At 69.6% G+C, this 20812-nt stretch carries 17 protein-coding genes and 1 pseudogene; 9 read left to right on the top strand and 9 right to left on the bottom strand.

Annotated features, from left to right (window positions below; translation table 11 throughout):
- The 3 genes and pseudogenes from FMEAI12_RS27295 to FMEAI12_RS27285 all read left to right on the top strand — a co-directional run.
- Positions 1-187, top strand: a pseudogene (locus FMEAI12_RS27295) (IS5/IS1182 family transposase); the annotation flags it as partial.
- A 7-nt stretch (positions 188-194) separates the two neighbouring features.
- Positions 195-2300 carry an NACHT domain-containing protein gene (locus FMEAI12_RS27290; RefSeq protein WP_112108337.1) on the top strand — a complete coding sequence of 702 codons (2106 nt, stop codon included), beginning with the start codon at positions 195-197 and terminating at the stop codon, positions 2298-2300.
- 17 nt (positions 2301-2317) lie between these two features.
- Positions 2318-3058: a hypothetical protein gene (locus tag FMEAI12_RS27285; RefSeq protein WP_112108336.1), complete on the top strand. Its 741-nt coding sequence runs from the start codon at positions 2318-2320 to the stop codon at positions 3056-3058.
- 276 nt (positions 3059-3334) lie between these two features.
- Here the strand turns inward: FMEAI12_RS27285 and FMEAI12_RS27280 are convergent, their stop codons facing one another.
- A complete protein-coding gene (locus FMEAI12_RS27280; RefSeq protein WP_112108335.1) occupies positions 3335-4291 on the bottom strand; it encodes a GlxA family transcriptional regulator in 957 nt (318 codons plus the stop codon).
- Between the two features lie 116 nt (positions 4292-4407).
- Between FMEAI12_RS27280 and FMEAI12_RS27275 the strand changes: the two genes are divergently transcribed.
- Together FMEAI12_RS27275 and FMEAI12_RS27270 are read left to right on the top strand one after the other, a co-directional pair.
- Entirely contained in the window at positions 4408-5349 is a 942-nt protein-coding gene (locus tag FMEAI12_RS27275) for an NAD-dependent epimerase/dehydratase family protein (RefSeq protein ID WP_112108334.1), read from the top strand.
- A gap of 369 nt (positions 5350-5718) precedes the next feature.
- The gene (locus FMEAI12_RS27270; RefSeq protein WP_235014600.1) at positions 5719-7086 is read left to right on the top strand and encodes an IS701 family transposase; all 1368 of its coding nucleotides are present in this window, start codon (positions 5719-5721) and stop codon (positions 7084-7086) included.
- A 57-nt stretch (positions 7087-7143) separates the two neighbouring features.
- Here the strand turns inward: FMEAI12_RS27270 and FMEAI12_RS27265 are convergent, their stop codons facing one another.
- The 5 genes from FMEAI12_RS27265 to FMEAI12_RS27245 all read right to left on the bottom strand — a co-directional run bounded on the left by FMEAI12_RS27265 (position 7144) and on the right by FMEAI12_RS27245 (position 12531).
- Positions 7144-8421: an ABC transporter substrate-binding protein gene (locus FMEAI12_RS27265; protein WP_160144337.1), complete on the bottom strand. Its 1278-nt coding sequence runs from the start codon at positions 8419-8421 to the stop codon at positions 7144-7146.
- 140 nt (positions 8422-8561) lie between these two features.
- On the bottom strand, positions 8562-9746 hold the full coding sequence (locus tag FMEAI12_RS27260) for a branched-chain amino acid ABC transporter permease (protein WP_235014597.1): 1185 nt from the start codon (positions 9744-9746) through the stop codon (positions 8562-8564).
- Complete coding sequence (locus FMEAI12_RS27255; RefSeq protein WP_112108332.1) at positions 9739-10629, bottom strand: branched-chain amino acid ABC transporter permease; 891 nt, start codon at positions 10627-10629, stop codon at positions 9739-9741. The genes FMEAI12_RS27260 and FMEAI12_RS27255 overlap by 8 nt, the downstream gene beginning before the upstream one ends.
- 48 nt (positions 10630-10677) lie before the next feature.
- On the bottom strand, positions 10678-11511 hold the full coding sequence (locus FMEAI12_RS27250; protein ID WP_368672113.1) for an ABC transporter ATP-binding protein: 834 nt from the start codon (positions 11509-11511) through the stop codon (positions 10678-10680).
- A gap of 87 nt (positions 11512-11598) precedes the next feature.
- Entirely contained in the window at positions 11599-12531 is a 933-nt protein-coding gene (locus tag FMEAI12_RS27245) for an ABC transporter ATP-binding protein (protein ID WP_368672112.1), read from the bottom strand.
- A gap of 379 nt (positions 12532-12910) precedes the next feature.
- Here FMEAI12_RS27245 and FMEAI12_RS36740 point away from each other — a divergent pair, with 379 nt between their 5' ends.
- Positions 12911-13063, top strand: a complete 153-nt coding sequence (locus tag FMEAI12_RS36740; protein WP_160144336.1) for a hypothetical protein — start codon at positions 12911-12913, stop codon at positions 13061-13063.
- Here the strand turns inward: FMEAI12_RS36740 and FMEAI12_RS27240 are convergent.
- The 3 genes from FMEAI12_RS27240 to FMEAI12_RS27230 form a co-directional block, all read right to left on the bottom strand.
- Entirely contained in the window at positions 13055-14569 is a 1515-nt protein-coding gene (locus FMEAI12_RS27240; protein WP_235014593.1) for an MFS transporter, read from the bottom strand. The two genes, FMEAI12_RS36740 and FMEAI12_RS27240, sit on opposite strands and share 9 nt — an antisense overlap.
- Positions 14570-14693: 124 nt before the next feature.
- Positions 14694-15560 carry a TauD/TfdA family dioxygenase gene (locus tag FMEAI12_RS27235; RefSeq protein WP_112108329.1) on the bottom strand — a complete coding sequence of 289 codons (867 nt, stop codon included), beginning with the start codon at positions 15558-15560 and terminating at the stop codon, positions 14694-14696.
- A gap of 57 nt (positions 15561-15617) precedes the next feature.
- A complete protein-coding gene (locus FMEAI12_RS27230; RefSeq protein ID WP_112108328.1) occupies positions 15618-16394 on the bottom strand; it encodes an SDR family NAD(P)-dependent oxidoreductase in 777 nt (258 codons plus the stop codon).
- A 1164-nt stretch (positions 16395-17558) separates the two neighbouring features.
- Between FMEAI12_RS27230 and FMEAI12_RS27225 the strand changes: the two genes are divergently transcribed.
- The 3 genes from FMEAI12_RS27225 to FMEAI12_RS27215 all read left to right on the top strand — a co-directional run bounded on the left by FMEAI12_RS27225 (position 17559) and on the right by FMEAI12_RS27215 (position 20808).
- The gene (locus FMEAI12_RS27225) at positions 17559-18701 is read left to right on the top strand and encodes an LLM class flavin-dependent oxidoreductase (protein WP_112108327.1); all 1143 of its coding nucleotides are present in this window, start codon (positions 17559-17561) and stop codon (positions 18699-18701) included.
- 41 nt (positions 18702-18742) lie between these two features.
- Positions 18743-19423, top strand: coding sequence for a peroxiredoxin-like family protein (locus FMEAI12_RS27220; RefSeq protein ID WP_112108326.1), 681 nt, complete (start codon positions 18743-18745; stop codon positions 19421-19423).
- A gap of 77 nt (positions 19424-19500) precedes the next feature.
- Positions 19501-20808 carry an acyl-CoA dehydrogenase family protein gene (locus FMEAI12_RS27215; RefSeq protein WP_235014590.1) on the top strand — a complete coding sequence of 436 codons (1308 nt, stop codon included), beginning with the start codon at positions 19501-19503 and terminating at the stop codon, positions 20806-20808.
- Positions 20809-20812: the final 4 nt, after the last annotated feature.

Raw genomic sequence — 20812 nt, 5'->3', positions numbered from 1 at the left:
CGGAGGCCGCCCGGTCAGCCACGACGCCACGCTCTACAAAGACCGCAACACCGTGGAGCGCGGCATCAACAAGATCAAGGAATGGCGGGGTCTGGCCACCCGCTACGACAAGACACCCGAAAGCTACACCGCAGGACTCCACCTGCGCGGATCCATCCTCTGGCTACGCACCCTGCCAACCCCATGATCCGAACTTGGAACAGACCCTAAGCCTCACCTTGGGCTGTACCACGGTTGCCGGCGGGCTCACCATCGCCGCCGGTGTCGGCTTCATGACGACGGTGTTCCCGGCCGCACTCGGCTGCGCTTGCCTTTATTTCTTCGTATTTTTGATCCGGGATGCCTGGCCAAAACAGTTCTGGCCCAACTACGCCGCAAACGACCTAGAGGTCGCTGTCCGCGGCGAATGGACGGAACAGATTCGAAGACTTCAGCTCAACCGGAACACGCTGTCCGTGCGGTGGACGGCCGCACCCTTGGATCTGTGCGACGACTGGGAGACTCTCATCCGAGTCGCGCACGGACCGGGACGTCCTGAACCGGACACCAGCCACTGGTTCGCCGGGCCGCACGAGCTGGTCGGCGGTGAGAACGAACTCGCGGCGGCGCTCGACGGTATCCCGACTCGCAGGCTGGTAGTCCTAGGCGGCGCGGGCTCGGGGAAGACCACGATTCTCATTCGCCTGGTGGTGGACAGGCTCGCCACCCGGCAGCCCGGAGCAGAGGTTCCCGTACTCATATCGCTGTCCACCTGGGATCCGGCCCAGGATCTTTTCGCCTGGCTCGAAGAACGCCTCATCGTCGTTCATCCGTATCTGATGCAGAGGGTTGGTCCAGCCCGCCGGACGATGGCCCGGGAGCTCATCGAGGCCGGAAAGATACTGCCCGTTCTCGACGGCCTGGATGAAATGCCTGAACATGTGCGTCCAGGGGCGCTGGCGGCAATCAACCATGCACTGCTGCCCGGCCAACCATTGGTGCTTTCGTCCCGTACGGACGAGTATCGGGCCGCCATCATGACCTCCGACACAAGCCCCGCCTTCAGCGTGCCCTCGGTGGGACTCGACGCGGCCGCCGGTGTCGAACTCCGGCCGGTGGACCCGGCCGACGTTCGTAGGTATCTGCGGACCATCGAGGGAAGAGGGCGCGCGACACACTGGGATCACCTCCTTGAGGCGGTGACCTCCGACCCGACCCTGCCGGCCGCCCAAGCGCTCATGTCGCCATTGATGATCTGGCTCGCGCGCACGGCGTACGCTGGAGGAAGCGGCCGGGAATCTGATCTGGTCGAGGTGCTGGACCAGATCAGATTCCCGGATCGCGGGGCGGTCGAACGACACCTGCTGAGTCAATTCGTGGCCGCCGCCTATCGCGACACCGGGCGCGCCGAGCAGGCGGAGCGTTCGCTGCGCTTCCTTGCCCGGCATCTGCGGGACAACTGCCGCGGTATGCCGGACCTGTTCTGGTGGGAGCTACCGAAGGCAGTTCCCACCTCGATGCTGCGCGTACTGACCAGTGTTGCGATCGGCGTGACCGCTGGTTGCACTGTCGGATCACTTTTCGGTCTCGGCATGACCGTGCTTGACCGCTCGCCGGTAAGTACGGCGAGGGCCGCCGGAATGTTCGCGGGCCTCGCGTCCGGTCTGGCAACGGGTCTGCTGTGGTTGGCGGCTGCCTATGTCGGGACCTCCTCGCCGGCGCAGCGCCTGCGGTGGCGGCCGAGCCCGGTGCGGCTGCCGCTCATGCTGGCTGTGGGCGGTGGGGTCACGTACCTCGTGACGCTGGCCAGCGGACTGGCCGTAGGCGTCCTGATAGGTGTTTTCGGTGCCGTTTTCGCAGGTGTCCAGACCGCGCCGGTCGACCCTCTGGCCGCTGCAACTCCGCAGGCTGTGTTCGCCCGCGACCGTGCCACCTTCGTCTCCCTGGCGCTGGTGAGCGGAACCATGGGGGGCGTGACGGGAGGGCTCGGGCTTGCGCTGGCGTCGGGGTCCGCGTTGTCGACGCGCTTTGTCATCGGTGCTCCGGCCGGCCTCCTCATTGCTGCGGCGGCCGGACCCTGTGCCGCCACGTTGGGTGCCGTGTGGGGTTGGTTCACGGTGGTGCGGGCGTGGCTTGCGTTCGACCGCCAACTGCCGCTGACGCTCTTCCCGTTCCTGGAGGACGCCTGCGGACGGGGTGTTCTACGCCAGGTCGGTGTCGCGTACCAGTTCCGTCACATTGATATCCAGAACCATCTCGCTCCGCCTCAGGACCCGCTGGACGCGGAAAGTCCAAGGTTGCCCACCGCGGACCGCCCATGATCTCTCACGGGTCCGCGGTGCAGGTCACGCAGGCGAAGGGCGACTCGCTCCTCGCCCTCTCCGACGACCTCTTCATCGTCGCGATCACCGCGCTTGTAGCGGTGATCGGAGCGGCCGTGTGGTGGGCGTTCGCTGTTCGGGCGAGGCGCGAGAAAACGGCGGCCGTGATGCGACGCTCTCTCCACGTCGCGCTCATCGCCCTGACCTTTTTCGGGCTGGCCGCCACATTCCTACGCGTCGCGTTGGGCACGAAGACCTATGATCAGCTTCCGTCCCTCCCCGACCAGACACATCCGAATCCCTTCGGCATCCATCTGACAGACGTCGCGGTCGACGGGGTGCCGGTGCCGGTGGGCGGGAGGCTCGTCGTCGAGCAGCGGAACACATATCTCCTCTCCGGACGGATCGTCGACCCACATCCGGAAGATCATGCTCGCGCCGGCTACAGCTACTTCGTCCTAAGCACCAACAAGTCCGTCCACTTCCTGCGTTCCGTGCCGGGGGAGATAAATCCGACGTCCGACGGGACGTGGCAGCTCAGGGTTACGATAAACATCGAATTCTGTTACTATCGGTATCCATCGTTGTTCTCCGTCGTGATGGCTCCGGAATCTGTCGCAGCGCAGCTGCGCGCCGAAATAGGCCGGAACTCACGGTGGAGCTATCTACGGCAGCTGGACTGGTTCGGGGTAGGCGACGCCTACGTAGACAAAAAACCCAGGAACCCGACGCTTCGGACGTGCTATGACGATCGATGAGGCCGTCCCGGCATCATCGATCCAACTGGATACTGAGATCACCGTCGCCGGGAGGTGGGAAACCGTCAGATCACGGCGAGCCCGGTAGCCAGATCCATCGCCATCGATGAGGGGCTGGACGTCCGCGCCGCGGACGCTGGTATCCCACAGTCGCACGGCGCTGTCCCAGCGGTCGATGCTCCCGGGGGCGAGCAGCCGCTCGGCGGGAATGAACACGAGGGAGTGTCCGACTGTCGGTGACCGAGCCGTTGTCGTGACTGGCCGTTACGCGGCTGGTCAGGTCGGGGTTGGTCCGACGCGGGTGAATGCGCTGCGGTAGGCGCTGGGGGTGAGCCCGTTGCGGCGCAGGAGGTGGAGGCGCAGCGACTCGGGGGTTCCCAGGCCGCTTTGCCGGGCGACGACGGCGATCGGCAGATCCGTCGCCTCGAGGAGTTCACGAGCCCGGTCGATCCGCTGGTGCAGCAACCACTGCAAGGGGCTCAGACCAGTCTCCTCCCGGAACCGGCGGGTGAGCGTACGGGTACTGGTGTGGGCGTGGGCGGCGAGGCGGCCGAGGGTCAGCGGTTCGGCGAGGTGGTCCGACGCCCAGGTGCGGGTCTGGGCCAGCGACGTCCCGCTTTCCGGTGGCAGCGGCGTCTCGATGAACTGGGCCTGGCCGCCGGGACGGACCGGCGCGATGACCGCGGCTCGGGCGACGGCGTTGGCGACCACCGCCCCGTAGTCGCGCCGGATCATGTGAATGCACAGGTCGAGACCGGCGGCCAGTCCGGCGGAGGTCAGGATCGTCCCGTCGTCGACGTACAGGACGTCGGGCCGCAGGTCGACGGCCGGGAAGCGGCGGCGCATCTCGTCGGAGTACTGCCAGTACGTGGTGGCCGGGCGACCGTCGAGCAGCCCGGCCTGGGCCAGCACGAAGGCGCCCGTGCAGATCGAGGCGATGCGACGGCCGTCGTCAGCGGCCCGCCGTAGCGCGTCCAGGACCCGTTGGCCGGCGTGGGCGCGAGCGCCGGTTCCCGTGACGATCACGGTGTCGGCGCTGTCAATCACGTCGAGGCCCCGGTCCACCACAACACTGGGCCCGATGTACCCAGGCACGACCCCGGGCTCGGGCGTGCAGATCATGACTTCATAGCCCGGCTGGCCGTCGACCACCGCAGCCGGGAACACCGCCGCCGGGATGGAAAGATCAAGGGTGGTGACTGGCGGGACGGCGACAACGACGATCCGAAGCATGGCCTGATCCTTGGGCTACGTGGCGTTCAGGCCACTACCGTATGTTTCTGGCAGGCAGCAGGGTGAGGCAGGTACCCGCGAACCCGTGCGGGCCCGCCGAGCGGAAGACGAACACCATGGCGCTGCACGTGATCACCGGTGCCGGTGGCACCGGAGCCCCCACCGCTGAGCTGCTGGCCCGGCAGGGTGACCGCGTCCGACTGGTCAGCCGGCGCGGGGGCGGACCCGAGCACCCGCTGATCGAGCGGATCGCCGCCGACGCGACCGACGCCGATGCGCTGACCCGACTCGCCGAGGGCGCTACGACGCTGATCAACACCGCGATGCCGCCGTACGACCGGTGGCCGGACGAGTTCCCGCCGCTCGCGACGGCGCTGCTGGACGCGGCTGAACGCACCGGCGCCGGCTACGTGATGATGGGCAACACCTACGGCTACGGCATCGTCAACGGCCGCTTCACCGAAGATCTACCGATGGCACCGGTATCCGTCAAGGGCCAGGTACGGGCCCGGATGTGGACCGATGCCCTCGAGGCGCACCGCGCGGGTCGAGCCCGCGTGACCGAGGTCCGGGCCTCGGCGTTTCTGGGCGCCGGGGCCGGTTCGCTGTACAACTTCACGGTGGCACCCCTCGTCCTGCGCGGTGAGCCGGCAGCCTTCCCCGGCGACCTGGACGCCCCGAAAACCTGGTCCTACATCGGGGACGCCGCCCGAACCCTGGCCGCCGTAGCCCTCTCCGGCGACGACCTTGCGTGGGGACGGGCGTGGCACGTGCCCTCCACCGCGGCACTGTCCGTGCGGGAGCTGACCACGCGGCTCGCGACCATCGCCGGGGCGCCCGCACCCATCCTGACGGCGATGTCCACCGATCAGCTCGCCGCGACCGGAGCCGTGAACCCGGTCATGCGGGAAGTTATCGAGATGATGTACTCCCTGGAACAGCCCGACCTGCTCGACTCCACCCTCACCGAGCAGACGTTCCGCCTCGCCCCGACCCCCCTCGAGACCGTCCTGACCGAAACCGTCAGTGCCTACGGACCTGTACCTGACCAGACCTGACCTGACGGACTGGGCCTGCGCATCACATTCCCCAGCGCCATCACCCTGCGGGGTGCCAGAACTGGGTTACCGGCGTTGACCTGGGGTTTTAGGCGGTTCGTTCGTAATTGTTTTCATCCGCGCATCGGCCGAAGTCGGGCCTTGAGTCGATGTGGCCGGACTCGACCGATTGTTCTCCCGCCGAGCGTCGATGGGGCGGGCTTCCCGACCCGGATCTCCGACCGGCCCCCCGCCCAGCGCAAATGTGGTCACACTCCACCCACCATGTGCCACCCTACCAGGCAGTAACATTTTGTTGGTTTTTTGTTGGTCTTCGGGTTCAGGAACCGCTCTCGACGGTGTGGGATCGATACCGTGGGTCCGGAGGAGATGAAGCGGGTCGGCCCGGTACTCGAGGCCTTTGCCGAGCAGATGCTGGGTGGGCTGCGGCGACGTGACCAGCGGGAGAAGGGCGAGCTGTATCTGCGCGGCCTGCTGCTTGACGGGAAGCGCAAGTCAATGCGGCCGATGGCGGACCGGCTCGGGATTGATCATCAGTGTCTGCAGCAGTTCATCACCAGCTCGACCTGGAGCCATTCTGAGGTTCGTCGGCGATTGACCCGGTGGGCGGTCGGGTTCGTGGATCCGGTCGCGCTCGTCGTGGACGACAGCAGTTTCCCCAAGGACGGTCCGGCGTCGCCCGGGGTGGCCCGGATGTACTCCTGTGCTCTGGGCAGGGTCGGGAACTGTCAGATCGGGGTGTCGGTGCACGCGGCGACCGACTGGGCCTCGGCGGCGCTGAACTGGCGGTTGTTCCTCCCCGCCTCGTGGGACGACAGGGCCCTGGACGATCCGGATCAGATCGCGGCGGCCTGGGCCCGGCGGGCACGGGCGGCGATTCCGGACGACCAGCGGCATCAGGAGAAGTGGCGCCTGGCCCTGGACATGGTCGACGAGCTGCGCGGGTGGGGAATGCCGGTGCGCCCGGTCGTGGCGGACGCCAGCTACGGTGACGTCGCCGCGTTCCGGCAGGGGCTGACCGACCGGGGTGTCCCCTACCTGCTGGCGGTGACGTCGACCGCGACCGCCTACCCCACCGACGCGGTGCCGGTCACCGCGCCGTATCCGGCCGGTGGACGGCCGCCCTCACCCGCCCGGCCCGACCCGCCGCGCGATCTCCGGGCCCTGGTCACCACCGCTGGACATGCCGCCGGCCGGTCTGTGACCTGGCGGGCCGACGCCCCGGTGGCCGCGGGCAACCCGACCGGGGCCATGTGCTCGCGCTTCGTCGTCCAGCGGGTCCGCCCCGCAAGCCGGAACACCACCCGCGCCCCGGGCCGAAACCCGCTGGAATGCTGGCTGCTGGCCGAATGGCCGCCGGGCGTGGCAGAACCCAGCGACTACTGGCTGTCCACCCTGCCCGCCGATGTCCCGCTGCGCGGCCTGGTCCGCCTCGCGAAGATCCGGCAGCAGATCGAGCAGGACTACCGCGAGCTCAGGGACGGCCTCGGCCTGGACCATTTCGAGGGACGCTCCTGGACCGGCTGGCACCGCCACGTCACCCTCGTCAGCATCGCCCAGGCCGTCTGCACACGACTGCGACGTGCCCCGGAAGCCCCTGCGCCGGCCCGGCCCTCGCTGGCCCGCTCCTTCCCGGAGTCCTCGCGCGAACCGGCCCGGCCGTCGATGGCGAAGGCCGGCTCAGCGGGAAGGAGCGCACATGACAGGGCCGCTCGGTTGAGCGGGCAGCCTGGTTGACGGGACCGCCCGGTGGGCGAGCAAACCCACCGGGCGGCCCTGTCAGATTCCTCAGCTTCAGCTACGGACGTAGGAATCGACTGTCGGTCCTTCGTAACTCGCCTCGACGCCTTCGGTGCCACCCGGCACACCGGGCTTCGGACGGGCGATGAAGTCCTGCCTGGACGGGGACGACCCAGGCTTGGAGAAGTCCAGCTCGCCGGTCAGCCCGCCGGTGTCGACCGGGCTGACGGCGGCCTTGGCGGCGAGGACGCCCTCGGGGGTGAGATCACCGTCGGCGCAGGCCTTCTCCAGGATCAGATCCATGACCTTGGACGTGGCATAGCCGGTGACGACGCTGTTCGACGGCTCGACGCCCGGGAACTTCGTCTGGTACGCCTTCAGCAGGTCAGCCGCGGGCTCAAGGCCGACACCGCCGGTCGGCCCGACGAGATAGAAGTGCTCGATCAGGGCGTCGCGGGCCGGTGTGTCGAGCAGGGACGGGATGTGGGTCGGGCCGTTGCCGAGCAGCGGCACGTTGAGCCCTGCTCCCACTGCCGCGGCGGCGACGCCGGCGGTCTGGCTGGGCTGGGTGGTGAGCACGATCGCCGAGACGTTCTCGGCGGCGAGGGCGGTGACCCGGGAGGTCATGTCCGGCTCGGCCGGGCCGATCCGCTGCTCGACGACGGTCATGCCGTGCTGCTGGGCGAAGAACTTGCTGCCTTCGAGCGCGTTGTTGCCGTACTCGCTGTCGTGGAAGATGTGGCCGATCTTGCCGCCTTCACTGATCAGCCCCTCCTTGAGCAGGTAGTCGAGTCCGTTGATGGTCTCGACGTCGTAGGTGGGCCCGATGACCGCGTAGTTCTCGCTCGCGGCGAGGTTCTTGGCCCAGGCGAGCGGAATACCGATCAGGCCGTCCTTCTCAAGTTCGGGGATGAGCGCCGTCGCCATCCCGGAACCGAGGACCTGGACGAAGCTGAGGACGTCCCCGGAGATCTCGGCGTACTGCGAGACCGCGGTCTGGACGTTGTATCCGTGGTCCTTGACCTCGAGTTCCACGGTGAACCGGTCACAGATGCCGCCGTCGGCGTTCACCTGGTCCCAGAAGATCCGCTGGCCCTCGGTGACCTCCTTCCCGCTGGCGGCGTTCAGGCCGGTGAAGTCGGTCAGCACCCCTAAGGTGATGACATTGCCCTCGATCCCCGGACCGGTTTTGACGGGGCCGCTCGTGCTCTCCGCCGGTGGTTCCTCGTCGGCCTTCGTGCTGCACGACGCGGCGGCGGCGAGTGCGGCGGCCACGGCGATCGCAGCGACCGGGCGCATCAGCCTGTGGTGTCTGACTCTGTTGCCACGCATCCTGGTTTCCTTTCGTGTCATTTGTGAGCGGAAAATGCGCGCGGAGGACCGCTGCGGCTCAGCCGGTCAGTTCAGAGCACAGGTGGTTGAAGGCGACCGTCTCGGGACGAGAAACTACGGAGAAATAGATCCGCCCGTGGTCAGGTTGGCGCGTTCCTGGCCGCGCGTCTCATACTCATGAGCTTCAGTGAACGGGCTATCCCAGCCAGGCCGGTGGGCCAGAAAATAATCACCAGGATCACGGCCGCACCGTACGCATAACGCGCGGCCTCAGAATAGCTCACCCCGCCGGTACCAGGCTCGGACAGGCCGGGAATCGACGCGGCGTACTCCCCGAGCACATACGGCAGGGCGGTGACGAACGCCGCGCCGGCGCAGGCACCGCCCACCGAACCGAGCCCGCCCAGCACGATCATCGCCAGATACTGGACCGAGATCTCTATCGCGAACGACTCGGGCGCCACACTGCCGATGGCCAGCGCGAACAGCACTCCGGACAGGCCCGCGTACATCGACGAGAGCAGGAACGCCTTCGCCCGGTACGAGGTGACGTTCACGCCGTTCACCGAGGCCGCGATCTCGCTGTCCCGCACGGCGCGCAGCGCCCGGCCGGGACGTCCGTTCAGCGTCGCCCTGGCAAACAGGTAACAGCCCACCGCGAGGACCAGGCCGAGATACCACAGCCGCTCGAACTTCTCGAACTCGACGTTGAGCACGTAAAGCTCGGGGTCGCTGTCGTCGAAGGTGAACCCGAACAGCGAGAACTCGGGGACGGTGCGTCCGTTGTGACCGCCGCTGACCTGGTCGACCGAGTTGAAGACGTGGATGCCGACGAACACCATGCCCAGCGACGCGATACCGAGGTAGAGACCCTTCAGCCGGGCACCGATCGGACTGAAGAGCAGACCGGCCAGACCTGAGATCCCGACCGCGAGCACCATGCCGAGCAGCGGCGGCAGCCCGAGACCGACGTACGGGTGGGCGCCGGCGTCGTTGGACTCGCCGGACAGCCAGCAGTAGCTGATCCCGCCGACCGCCAGGAAGAACGCGTGCCCGAGGGAGAGCTGGCCGGTGGTGCCGACCAGGATGTTCAGGCCGATCGCGCCGATCGCCGCGCCGAACACCGCGAAGCCGGTGCGCAGCCAGAACTCCTCAAGGTAGAAGGGCAGGATGGCCAGCACCGCGACGAGTGCCATCAGCAGCAGGCTGCCCACGGCTGGGCGGCGGAAGCCCGGCGGACGGCCCCGACCGGCCGCTGTGGCGGTGCGCGGCGGCGCGGCGGGCGGCGGGGCGGCGGGCGTGCTCTGCGTCGTCGGGTCAGACACGGTGCAGCTCCTTCGTCCCGAACAGGCCAGCTGGCCGGGCGACGAGCACCAGCATCATCACCGCGTAGGGGACGACGACGCTGAAACCGCCACCGAGGAAGGTCAGGCTGGCGTTGTAGCCGGCGAACAGCGACTCGGCCACTCCCACGATCAGGCCGCCGGCCAGCGCCCCGGTCGTCGAGTCGAGGCCGCCGAGGATGGCGGCCGGGAACGCTGCGAACGCGATCGTGCGGAGGTTGGGTTCGAGGCCCGGCGTCGGACTGCCGGTCAGGAACACGGCGGCCACCGCGGCGAGGCCGCCCGCGATGATCCAGGCGACCGCGCCGACCCGCGCCTGCCGGATACCCATGAGCGCGGCGGCCTCACCGTCCTCGGCCGCCGCCCGCAGCGCCACGCCCCAGCTGGTGAAGCGGAACGCGGCGAACAGCAGGCCGATGAGGACGAACGCCACGACGATCGCGATCAGCCGGTTCTCGCTGATGCTGACGCCGCCGACGCGGACGACGCCGGCACCCCACGGCTGACCGAGCGACAGCACGCTCGAGCCGATCCGCCTGGTCAGGTCGGTCGTGATGATCAGGTCCAGGCCGAGCGTCATGATCGCCAGGGATGCCATGTGCGCACTGCGCACCCTGGAGAACAGCACCCGCTCGGAGACGAAGGCGACCAGTGCGGTGGCGACGATGCCGATGGCGACGGCGGCGAAGAAGCCGACCGACGGCTCCAGTCGGGCGATGACATAGGCGCCGAGCAACAGGAAGGCGCCGTGTGCGAAGTTCAGGATCTCGCTGGCCTTGTAGATGATGACGAAACCGAGCGCGATCAGGGCGTATAACGACCCGAGCGACAGGCCGTTTATCAGGAAGGAAAGAAAGGTGGTCACAGCTTGGGCTCTCCGGTCGGGGCGGGGACGCGGCCGAGGCGCTCGCCGCTACTGCTGGGATGGTGCCGTGGTGTGAGCTGGTCCTGCCGATATGTGGCCTGAACTCGCCGTGGTGCGAACCGAGGCCGCACCGGTGTCGGTGCCGGCTGTGGTGCCGAGGTAGGCGGCGATGACCGCGGGGTCGTTCTGAATCTGCGCGGGCGTGCCGTCGGCGATCAGCCGGCCGAAATCGAGCACGCTGATCCGGTCGGCAACGGACATGATCATGGACATGTCGTGCTCGACGAGCAGAACCGTGATGCCCAGCGACTCGCGAACCGCCAGCACGATCTCCGACATTCGCCTGGTCTCCTCGGCGTTCATTCCGGCGACCGGTTCGTCGAGCAGCAGCACCCGCGGCTCGGTCGTCAGCGCGCGGGCGACCTCGACCCGTTTACGGTCGCCGTAGGAAAGGGTTCCCAGCGGCAGGTGGAGGACGTGGCCGAGGCCGACGAACTCGGCGATCTCGACAACCCGCGCACGGTGCAGCCGTTCCTCCCGGACCGCCCACGGCAGTTTCAGCCCGGCGCTGACGAAGCCTGACCGGGTCAGCAGGTGCCGGCCGAGCATGATGTTCTCCTCGACCGACTCGTTGGGCGAGGCCGCCATGTTCTGGAACGCCCGGCCCACGCCGAGCGCGGTGATCCGGTGTGGCCGCAGCCCGGTCAACGTCGTCCCACCGAGTCGGACGCTGCCGGCCGAGGCGCTGTACACGCCGGAGATGACATTGAACAACGTCGACTTCCCCGCGCCGTTCGGCCCGATCACGGCGTGCACCGTTCCGGGCTCGGCCCGCAGCGACACCTCGGACAGCGCGGTGAGGGCCCCGAACCGCACGGTCACGGCCTCGACGTCGAGCGCTGCGGCTTCGCCACGGACGGTCCGGGCAGCGCCGGCACCGCGGCCGGGCCTCGTCGGAATCGGCACGGCCTACCTGCCCCCGGTCGCGGCACCGGCGCCGCCCAGCAGGCCGAAGCGGCCCTTCTCGGGCGGGACCCAACGACTCAACGTCGCCGCCGGGACGGGGCTCGCGGAACCCCCACGGCCACCGCCGAGACCGCCAGGGCCCCCGCCCGGGCCGTCCAGGCCGTCCGGGCCGCCAGGGGTGTCGCCCGCCCCGCGTCGGCTCACGTCGTCGCCGGGTCCCCGGCCGAGGTACAGGGAGGCGATGCTGTCGGACGCGGCCAGCTGGGCGGCCGGCCCGGACAGTTCCACCCTGCCGAGCTCGAGGACGTAACCGCGGTCGGCGACGCCGAGTGCCATCGCCGCGTTCTGCTCGACGAGCATGACCGACGTGCCCGCTCGGTTGATCTCTTTCAGGACCTCTCCGATGTGCGCCACGATCTGCGGCGCGAGACCGAGCGACGGTTCGTCCAGCAGCAGCAACCGAGGGCTCGACATCAAAGCCCGGCCTATGGCCAGCATCTGCTGTTCGCCGCCGGAGAGCAGCGCGGCGCGTTGTCCGCGGCGCTCGGCGAGCCGGGGGAACATTGCGTAGACCTTGTTCCGGGCTTCGGCCCTGGCGGCGCGGTCGCGGACGGATATCGCGCCCGCCCTGAGGTTCTCCTCCACGGACAGCCGTCCGAACACGCGGCGTCCCTCCGGCACGAGAACGACGCCGCGGTTGACGACGTCGACCGGGTCCACACCCACCAGGGGCCGCCCACCGAATGTCACTTGCCCTTTGTCAACCTTGGCCCGGTGGCGTTTCAACGAGCCGGTGACGGCGCGGAGCAGTGTGGTCTTGCCTGCCCCGTTGCTGCCGAGGACAGCGACGATCTCGTCGGCCCCTACACGCAGGTCAACCCCCCGCAGGGCTCGAATGACCCCCGCGTAAGTGACCTGCAGACCGCTGACGTCCAGTTCCAAGACCGCACTCCGTCGACTTGTTTGTTGATGGGGATGATCGGCGTGTTCCGGTGTGAAGACGGGACGAATGTGCCATAGGCGGCCGATCATGTATCGCGCGAGTCGACGACACAAGCTTTGGTAGCTTTTTCCCAGTACTTTGTTAGGTTGCCGATGGGCCCTCGATGAACGGTGGATGCGGGCTGGCCGGCACGGCCGCACGCGCCTCGGCGCGAAGGAACGATCGTGCGCGGGACGCCCGATCCCAGGTCGACCCGGATCGATCAACAGCAGCCCGCGCACGCGGGGACGAGGGCTGTCGCGTGGGCTGCGCGGCCCCGTCGGCGCGCCGCCTGATCAGAGGACGCGCTACCGCCTTCGTCCAGTCGCACCGGTGTCGGAGTTCGTCGGGCCCCGGTTCCGCCGGAGGTGGCCGCCCTGGCGGGCGCGCCGTCGTCTGCGGCTCACGCTGCCCAGCCGGGACGTCGAGGCGCTGCTCGCCGAGCGTGGCATCGACGTCGACCACGCCGCTCCCCCGTCAGGCTGATCGAGCTTTCCTGAGAGCCGCGGCGACAACCGCGATGCCCAGGCAACTCACGATCGCCGCCAGGGCGAAGGCGAGCCTGAACCCGTTTTCCATGCCAAGGCCCGGACGAGCGGTCGCAATGTCCGCTACGACGCTTCCAGCGGTATTGCTGACAGGATCAGAGGAAGAAGGGTTCTGCGCGCCACTTCTACCCGCGGACGTCCCGAGTGCGGCGCCGAGGACTGCGACGCCGAGTGCCGCCCCCAACTGCCTTACCGAGTTACTGAAGGCTCCGGCGGCGCCCGCTGTGGACGCCGGAACCTCGCTCAGTGCCAGATGGACGGCGCAGGCCATTGTCAGCCCGGTTCCCCAGCCGACGATCAGAACACCGACACCCGTGACGAGATAACCGTCGGACCAGGTACCGAGCAGGAGTACCAGGAGGGCCGATCCCACCGCCGCGAACCCGATGGCCAGCGTGCCACGTTGACCGATTCGCAGGGCCGCACGGCGTGACGAGACGCTGCCAAGCATGAATCCCGCTCCCAGCGGGATCACTCGGAGACCGGACTGGAGAGGGCTGTATCCCTCGAGGATCTGGAGGTACCGGGTGAGCACGAAGAGGAGCCCGTTGAACACGAACAGCGAGAGTGCGGCGACCATCGAGCCCACGGTGAACGATCGCACCCGCAGCAGTTCCGGTCCGACCACCGGGTGCGTCGCATGACGTTCCCAGGCGAAGAAGGCGGCCAGCGCCACCAGGGCGGAGCCATGGCATGCCAGAATCGTGGCGGAGAGCCACCCCAGGCGAGGGCCCTCGATGATGCCGAATATCAATGCCGCTGTTCCGAACGCGGACAGGGCAATCCCAGGCGGATCCCATCCGCCTTTGCCCCCACCAGCCCTCTGACGCCCGAGCACCACCGCGTTGATGACACCGGCCAGCAGCGAGGCGGGCCCGCCCACGAGAAAGACGGAACCCCACCAGAAATGGTCGAGGAGCAGCCCGCCGAGCAAAGGTCCCAGCGGTAAGCTCACTCCTATTGCCGCGGTCCAGTACCCCAGGGCTCTGGGGTGCTCGGCGGAGGGGAACGCCGCCATGACCAGCGCTCTCGATGTCGGCAGGACAGCCGCGGCGCCGATACCGAGGACCGAGCGACATGCGACCAGGCCCGCGGGTGAGTCCGCGAAGGTGGCGGCGAAGGAGGCCAGGGAGAACAGCAGGAGTCCCGCCTCGAGTATCTTTTTGTGCCCAAAACGGTCGCCCAGGCGTCCGGCGACGAGCATGAAGCTTGCGAAGGAGAGGACGAAGGAGTCGACGATCCACGCCATGTCGGCCGGATCGGCGTCAAGGTCAGCCGCGATGGACGGGATCGCGACGTTGAGAATGCTCGCGTCGACCTCGACGACGACCAGGCCGAGGCAGAGAGCCCCCAGGATCCACCAGCGCCGCGGCCCTGCATCCGTCTCCCGCGCGTCGACGCGTCCGGAGTCTTCGCGCTCCATGGCTGGCTGGCCACCACGCATGCAGGTCGGTCCGGAGGCGGGCCGAGGACTTCCCCCCGACCCGCCAGGTCCGAAGTGGGGCATCGACCGGGTGTCGCGCCGGCGGCATCAGGTCATCAGGTCGAACCGGTGCGGCAGGGTCTTCCTACAGGTCGGCGTAGAGCGTCTCGTCGGCGATGAGGATCCTTTCCAGAAGGCGCGGGAACGTTCCATAGTTGCGGACCGCGTAGTGGACGGTGGCACGGTTGTCCCAGAACGCGACCGAGCCCGGTCGCCACGAGAACCGCACCTGGTTCGCCGGCTTGCGGTACTGGTCGATGACCGCCGTCAGCAGTTCCCTGCTCTCGGCACGGTCGAGCCCGAGGATGGTCGGCCGCTGCGTGAAGTTCACCCAGGCGATTTTCTCGCCGGTTTCCCGGTGCACGCGGACGACCGGATGGGCGACCACCGGATAGTCGTGTCCGGACTGGTGCAGCGCGGCACGGTAGTCGTGGGCGACGTGCTGGCCCTCGAGCCGGGCCTTCACGTCGTCGGACAGGCCCTGGTAGGCGAGCGCGGCGTCGACCCAGACGGTGTCGCCGCCGACCTCGGGCAGGTGGACCGCCCGCAGCACCGCTCCCCAGGTCGGGACGAGCCGCCAGCTCGTGTCGGTGTGGTAGGGGTCCCACGTGTCGTCACCGGCCTGCGGGACATGTGCCTTCTCGTACTTCTTGAAGTCCTCGCTGGCGATCCGGTGAATCGCCGGGGCGGCGCCGGAGTCGGGCCTGGCGGCACCCGGATGGGTGTAGAGGGGGCCGAACTGCCGGGCGAAGGCTTCGTGCTGCTCCTGGGTCAGCTCCTGGTCCCGGAAGAAGACGACCTTGTACTTCAGCAGGGTCGCCTTGATCTCGTCGCGTACCTCGGGCGTGAGCGGCTCCCGGAGGTCGACGCCGCTGATCTCCGCTCCGATCGTCGGTTGCAGCGGTTGGACGGCCAACGACGAGCGGACGGGCGGTTCGACGACAGTGGTCACTGGGTGTCCCTTCGGTCGGGTGCTGCCGGGTCGGGTGCTGCCGGTCAGCAGCGGATGTCAGTAGTGGATGGGGCCCTGGGTGCCGCCGCCGGCGGCGATCGACTCGCCGGTGATCGCGACCGCGAGCGGGGACGCGAGGAAGGCCACGACCGAGGCCACCTCGTCGGCGGTGACGGCTCGCCCGATCGAGATGCGGGCGGCGGCGGCCTGGAGGTACTCGTCGGGGACGACGACCGTGCCGCCATGGTCACCGGTGAGGGTCAGTCCGGGATGCACCACGTTCACCGTGACGCCGTGTGCCCCGAGCTCGTCGGCGAGGGTCTTGGTGAGGGCGGCGACACCGACGTTGCGGATGGAGCCGGAGGCGAGGCCGACCTGACGGGCCGCCAGCCCGCCGATGTTGATGATCCGTCCCCAGTCCTGGGCGATGAAGTGCGGGGCGACCGCCTGGGCGGTGCGCAGGTAACCGAGCACCTTGACGTTGAAGTCGGCGGCGACGTCCGCGGTGGACAGCGCCCGCGCGCCGCCGGGACCGCCGGCGCCCCCGGGTCTGGCCGCGTTGTTGACGAGGATGTCGACGCCGCCGAGCTCGCTGACGGTGGTCTCGACCAGCTCCTGGACGGACGTGTCGCTGCCGGTGTCGGCGACCACCGGCAGCACCGTCCCGCCGGTCGCGGCCGTCAGGTCGGCCGCGGCCGCTTTCAGCACGTCGGCGTCACGGGCGGCGATGACGACCTGCACACCCTCGGCAAGCAGTGCTCGGGCGATCGCCCGCCCGATACCGCGGCTGCCGCCGGTGACGATCGCCCGTCGGCCGGAAAGTCGGAGATCCACTCGTGCTCCCTGTCATCTGTCCAATGCCCCGCCGCTCCGCCCACGCGGCGCAGTTCGGGGACCGCCGCCGGCCGGAACACCGGGGCGGCGAACGTTTCCGTGCGGACGTTTCCGTGCGGACGGCCCGTCCGTCAGCTCTCGTCGGCGGTGGACGGGGCACCACCTGCCCGCCGGGATCCGGTGGTGGGCGGCAGCACCACGGTCGGTGGAGCGGGGTGCGCACGCCGAGCACGGGTGACCCTTCGGGGCTCGGCGACCGACGCCTTTACCGGGCGCGCCACGGATCAGCCGTTCCGCGGAGCAGACGTGCCAGGCTGACCAGGCGGACCAGCTACGCCAGACGCGCTCAGATCATGGGCGCCGGGTAGCTTCTTGAGGTCGGCGCGCGAGGGCGCCGCGGCCCGGTGACCGCGCCAGGTCGGCGTGGCCACCACGGACCTGTCGTCCGCCGGGCCGTCCAGGCCCGGACGCTGGGCGTCAGAGCCCGCCGCGGCGGTCCGGACAGCTCGCGGAGGTCACTCGCAGCAGGTCGATGTGCTGTCGCGTGACCAGGTACGCAGTCCTCAACACGGACCCAACATGACCAAAGTTTGTCGATCGGTCAAGTGCGGATTTAAAGTGATCCTCATCACATACCCAAGGCGCCGGAACGGCGACGCCCCCGGATCGATCACGCGGCCGGCCGGGCGATCCACCCTTTCACCGCTATCTACACCGGAAAACTTGACAATTGCCGAGGTCTGCCGCACCGTTGCTGCATGTACGTCCGCCCCGCGCTGACCCGCCGTCGGTGCGTGGACTTCGCGCGGGTGCGGTCCGGCCGCTGTCGCGGAACCTGATATTCCGCTGGCCGACCCACCCCGTTCGACGCGGAAATCACTTTTTGGTTTTGCCGAATTCCCCGCGCCCACAGCGGATTTTCGCGTCCTCTCCTGCCCTTCGGCCGGCTGAGGTGCTGGCGGCTCGGCCCGCATTCCCCGCCGACGGGCGGCGCGGTGGGCCGCGAGACGCCGCCGGAGTGGCCGTGGACCCGCCACTCCTCCGGCGCGCGCCGTCGGCACGGCAGGAGCCCGACCCGCGGTCGTCGGTCCGTCAATCCGCCAACCCGGTCCCGGCCGGTCGGGAATCCGGTCCCGGCCGGGCAGAACTACTGAGGGAGATGACATGCCGGTCGAGTTCATCGGTCTGATCAGCACCACGGAGCAGTCGGAGATCCGGGACGGGGGTGGGCCGCTGATCGATCACCGGTATGTCCGCCGGTTCGCCCGGGCCCACGAGGACGCGGACTTCGACCGGGTGCTGATCGGCTACTCCTCGGGCTCGCCGGACGGAACACATGTCGCCGCCTACGCCGCGGCGCACACCGAGCGGTTGGGCTTCCTGGTGGCCCACCGGCCCGGTTTCGTGTCTCCCACCGTGGCGGCCCGCACCTTTGCCACGCTGGACCAGTTCACCGGCGGCCGGATAGCGCTGCACACCATCACGGGGGGCAGCGACGGGGAGCAGCGCCGGGACGGCGACTACCTCCTCAAGGAGGACCGTTACGCACGCAGCGGCGAGTACCTGCGGATCCTGAAGGCGGCGTGGACCTCGGCCGAGCCGTTCTCCTTCGAGGGCAGGTTCTACCGCTTCGAGGACTACCTGAGTCACGTCCGGCCCGTGCAGCAGCCGCACATCCCGCTGTACTTCGGCGGGTCGTCCCCGGAGGCCTACCGGGTCGGCGGCGCGGAGGCGGACGTCTACGCGCTGTTCGCCCAGCCGCTGGAGGCGATCGCGGAGGAGATCGCGCAGGTCAACGCGGCGGCCGCCGCGGCCGGGCGGGCCACGCCGCCGCGGATCAGCGTCTCCTTCCGACCGATCCTCGGGCCCACCGAGGAGCTGGCGTGGGAGCGGGCCGAGCGCATCCTCGCGGCGACCAGGCAGCGGATCACCGCCGGCGCGCCCCTGCGCGGCTGGCGGCCACTGGGTGGCCAGGCGTCGGTGGGTTCCACCCGGCAGCTGGCGGCGGCGTCCCGCGGCGAGCGGCACGACCGTGCCCTGTGGACGGCGCTGGCGGCCGCGACGGGAGCCGGCGGCAACTCTACGGCGCTGGTCGGCACGCCCGAAACGGTGGCGCAGGCCCTGCTGGACTACGTCGACATCGGCGTCAGCACGCTGCTCATCCGCGGTTACGACCCCTATGACGACGCGGTGGACTACGGCCGGCAGCTCATTCCGCTGGTCCGGGACGAGGTGCGCCGACGCGACCTCGCCGCGGCGGCCGCCGGGCGAACCGAATCCCGGCAACCCGTACCGGCGACGGCGTAAAGCGGCGACGGCGTAAAGCCCTGAAGAAGGAGAGCCTCCAGATGAGCCAGACCGGAACGGTGCCGGTGACCGTCCAGGGTTTCCTGGACGAGCTGCAGGCCACCCGGGACGAGGAATGGGCGCCGGAACAGCTCCGGGCCCACGCCGACCTGCGGCGGTCCCTCGAGGAGAACGCGGACCGCGAGCGCTTCGTCAGACCGGGCGACGTGGTGCCACCCTTCGCGCTGGCCGAGGTCGGTGGCGGCTCCGTCGTCCTCGACGACCTGCTGGCCGACGGGCCGGTGGTGCTCGTCTTCTTCCGGTTCGAGGGCTGCCCCGCGTGCAACAGGGTTCTGCGCGGCTACCAGCTCACCCTCGCGCCGGCCCTGCGCGAGCTGGATGCGCACCTCGTCATCGTCAGCCCCCAGATCGCCGAGAGGCTGGCGGCGATCAAGGAGCGGCACGGTTCCGAGTTCCTGGTCGCCAGCGACCCCGACCGGGTTCTGATCGACTCGTTCGGTATCGGGTTCGCGCCGGCGGAGGCGGCACGCGACGAGTCCCGGGGCAGAGGCGTGGATCTCGGTGCGATTCTCGGCACCGGGGACTGGGTGCTGCCGTACCCGACGGTCGTCGTCATCGACCGCGACCGGACTGTCCGGTTCGCCGACGTCCATCCCGACTGGATGGTGCGCACCGAGTCCGCGGCCGTTCTCGCGGCGGTCCGGCCCCTCGTCGGTCAGTAGCCGCGGCCGAGCCCGGTAGCCGCGCCCGGTAGCCGCGGCGGCGCCCGCCGGGCAGGCTTCCCGTGAAGGTCCGGCCCGTGTCCCCCGTGTCCACCGCCCGCGCCGGGCGTTCCCGGCGCCTGTTCATCGGGAGGTTCCGTATGGCCGATCCGACCGCGCGGTCGGCGACCGACCCCGGGCTGGCACGCCCGCAGCCGCAGCCGCGACCCCAGCCCCGGCTGGATCTGTTGCCCGAGCTCACCGCCCAGTTCGCGGCCACCGCCGCCGAGCACGACCGGACGGGCACCTTCCCGGTCGCGAACATCCGGGCGCTGCACGCCGCCGGGCTGCTCTCGCTGACCGTCCCGAGCCGGTACGGCGGGGCCGGGGCCGGGCTGGCCACAGTGACCGAGGTGCTGGGCGCGGTGGCCCGGGGTGAACCGGCCACCGCCCTCGTCCTGGCGATGAACCTGCTGTTCCACGCGCATGTCGGCGATCCCCCCGGCTGGCCGGCGGGGACCTACGAACGGGTGGTGGCCAGCTGCCTGGACGAGGGTGCGCTGATCAACGCGCTGCGGGTGGAACCGGACCTCGGCACGCCCGCCCGCGGCGGGGTGCCGGCCACCACCGCCCGCTGGACCGGCGACGGCTGGGAGATCACCGGCCGCAAGACCTACTCGACGGGCGCGCCGGTGCTGCGCTGGATGCTGGTCTGGGCGGCCACCGACCCCGCCACCGACCCGCGGCCGCCGTCCTCGGGAGCGGCCCGGGTCGGCTCGTTCCTGGTCCCGGCCGACACGCCCGGCATCACGATCGTGCGGACCTGGGACCACCTGGGCATGCGGGCCACCGAGAGCCACGACGTGGTGTTCGACCGGGTGCGGGTGGGCCCCGACGCGGCCGTCGGGCTGCCGGCCGGGGAGGTGCCTCTTCCGTTCGTTCCGGCCGCGGCGGCCTGGAACGCGCTGGCGATCGCCTCGATCTATCTGGGGGTGGCCGAGGCCGCGCGCGACTGGCTGGTCGGCTACCTGCACGAACGCACCCCGACGAACCTGGGCGCGCCGCTGTCGAGCCTGCCCCGGTTCCAGAGCGCCGTCGGCGAGATCGAGGTGGCGCTGGCGAACGCCCGCGGCCTCGTCCGGGCGTTCGCGCAGCGTTCCGACGCGGCCGACCCGGACGTCGCGGCGCAGGTCAACGGGGTGAAGACCGCGGTGACGGCCGCCGCGGTCAAGACCGTCACGGACGCCGTCGCTCTGATCGGCAACCCGGGGCTGACCAGGGCCAATCCGCTGGAGCGCCACCTGCGCGACGTGCTGTGCAGCCGCGTTCACACCCCGCAGGACGACGTCGTCTACGCGACGGCCGGCCGGACGGCGCTCGGTCTGCCCGCCGCCGGTCCTCGCTGAGGCC

The organism is Parafrankia sp. Ea1.12, from assembly GCF_900465275.1.
Taxonomy (GTDB): domain Bacteria; phylum Actinomycetota; class Actinomycetes; order Frankiales; family Frankiaceae; genus Parafrankia; species Parafrankia soli.
Note: the sequence above shows the minus strand (reverse complement) of the source record. Positions and strands in the feature narration are given on the sequence as shown.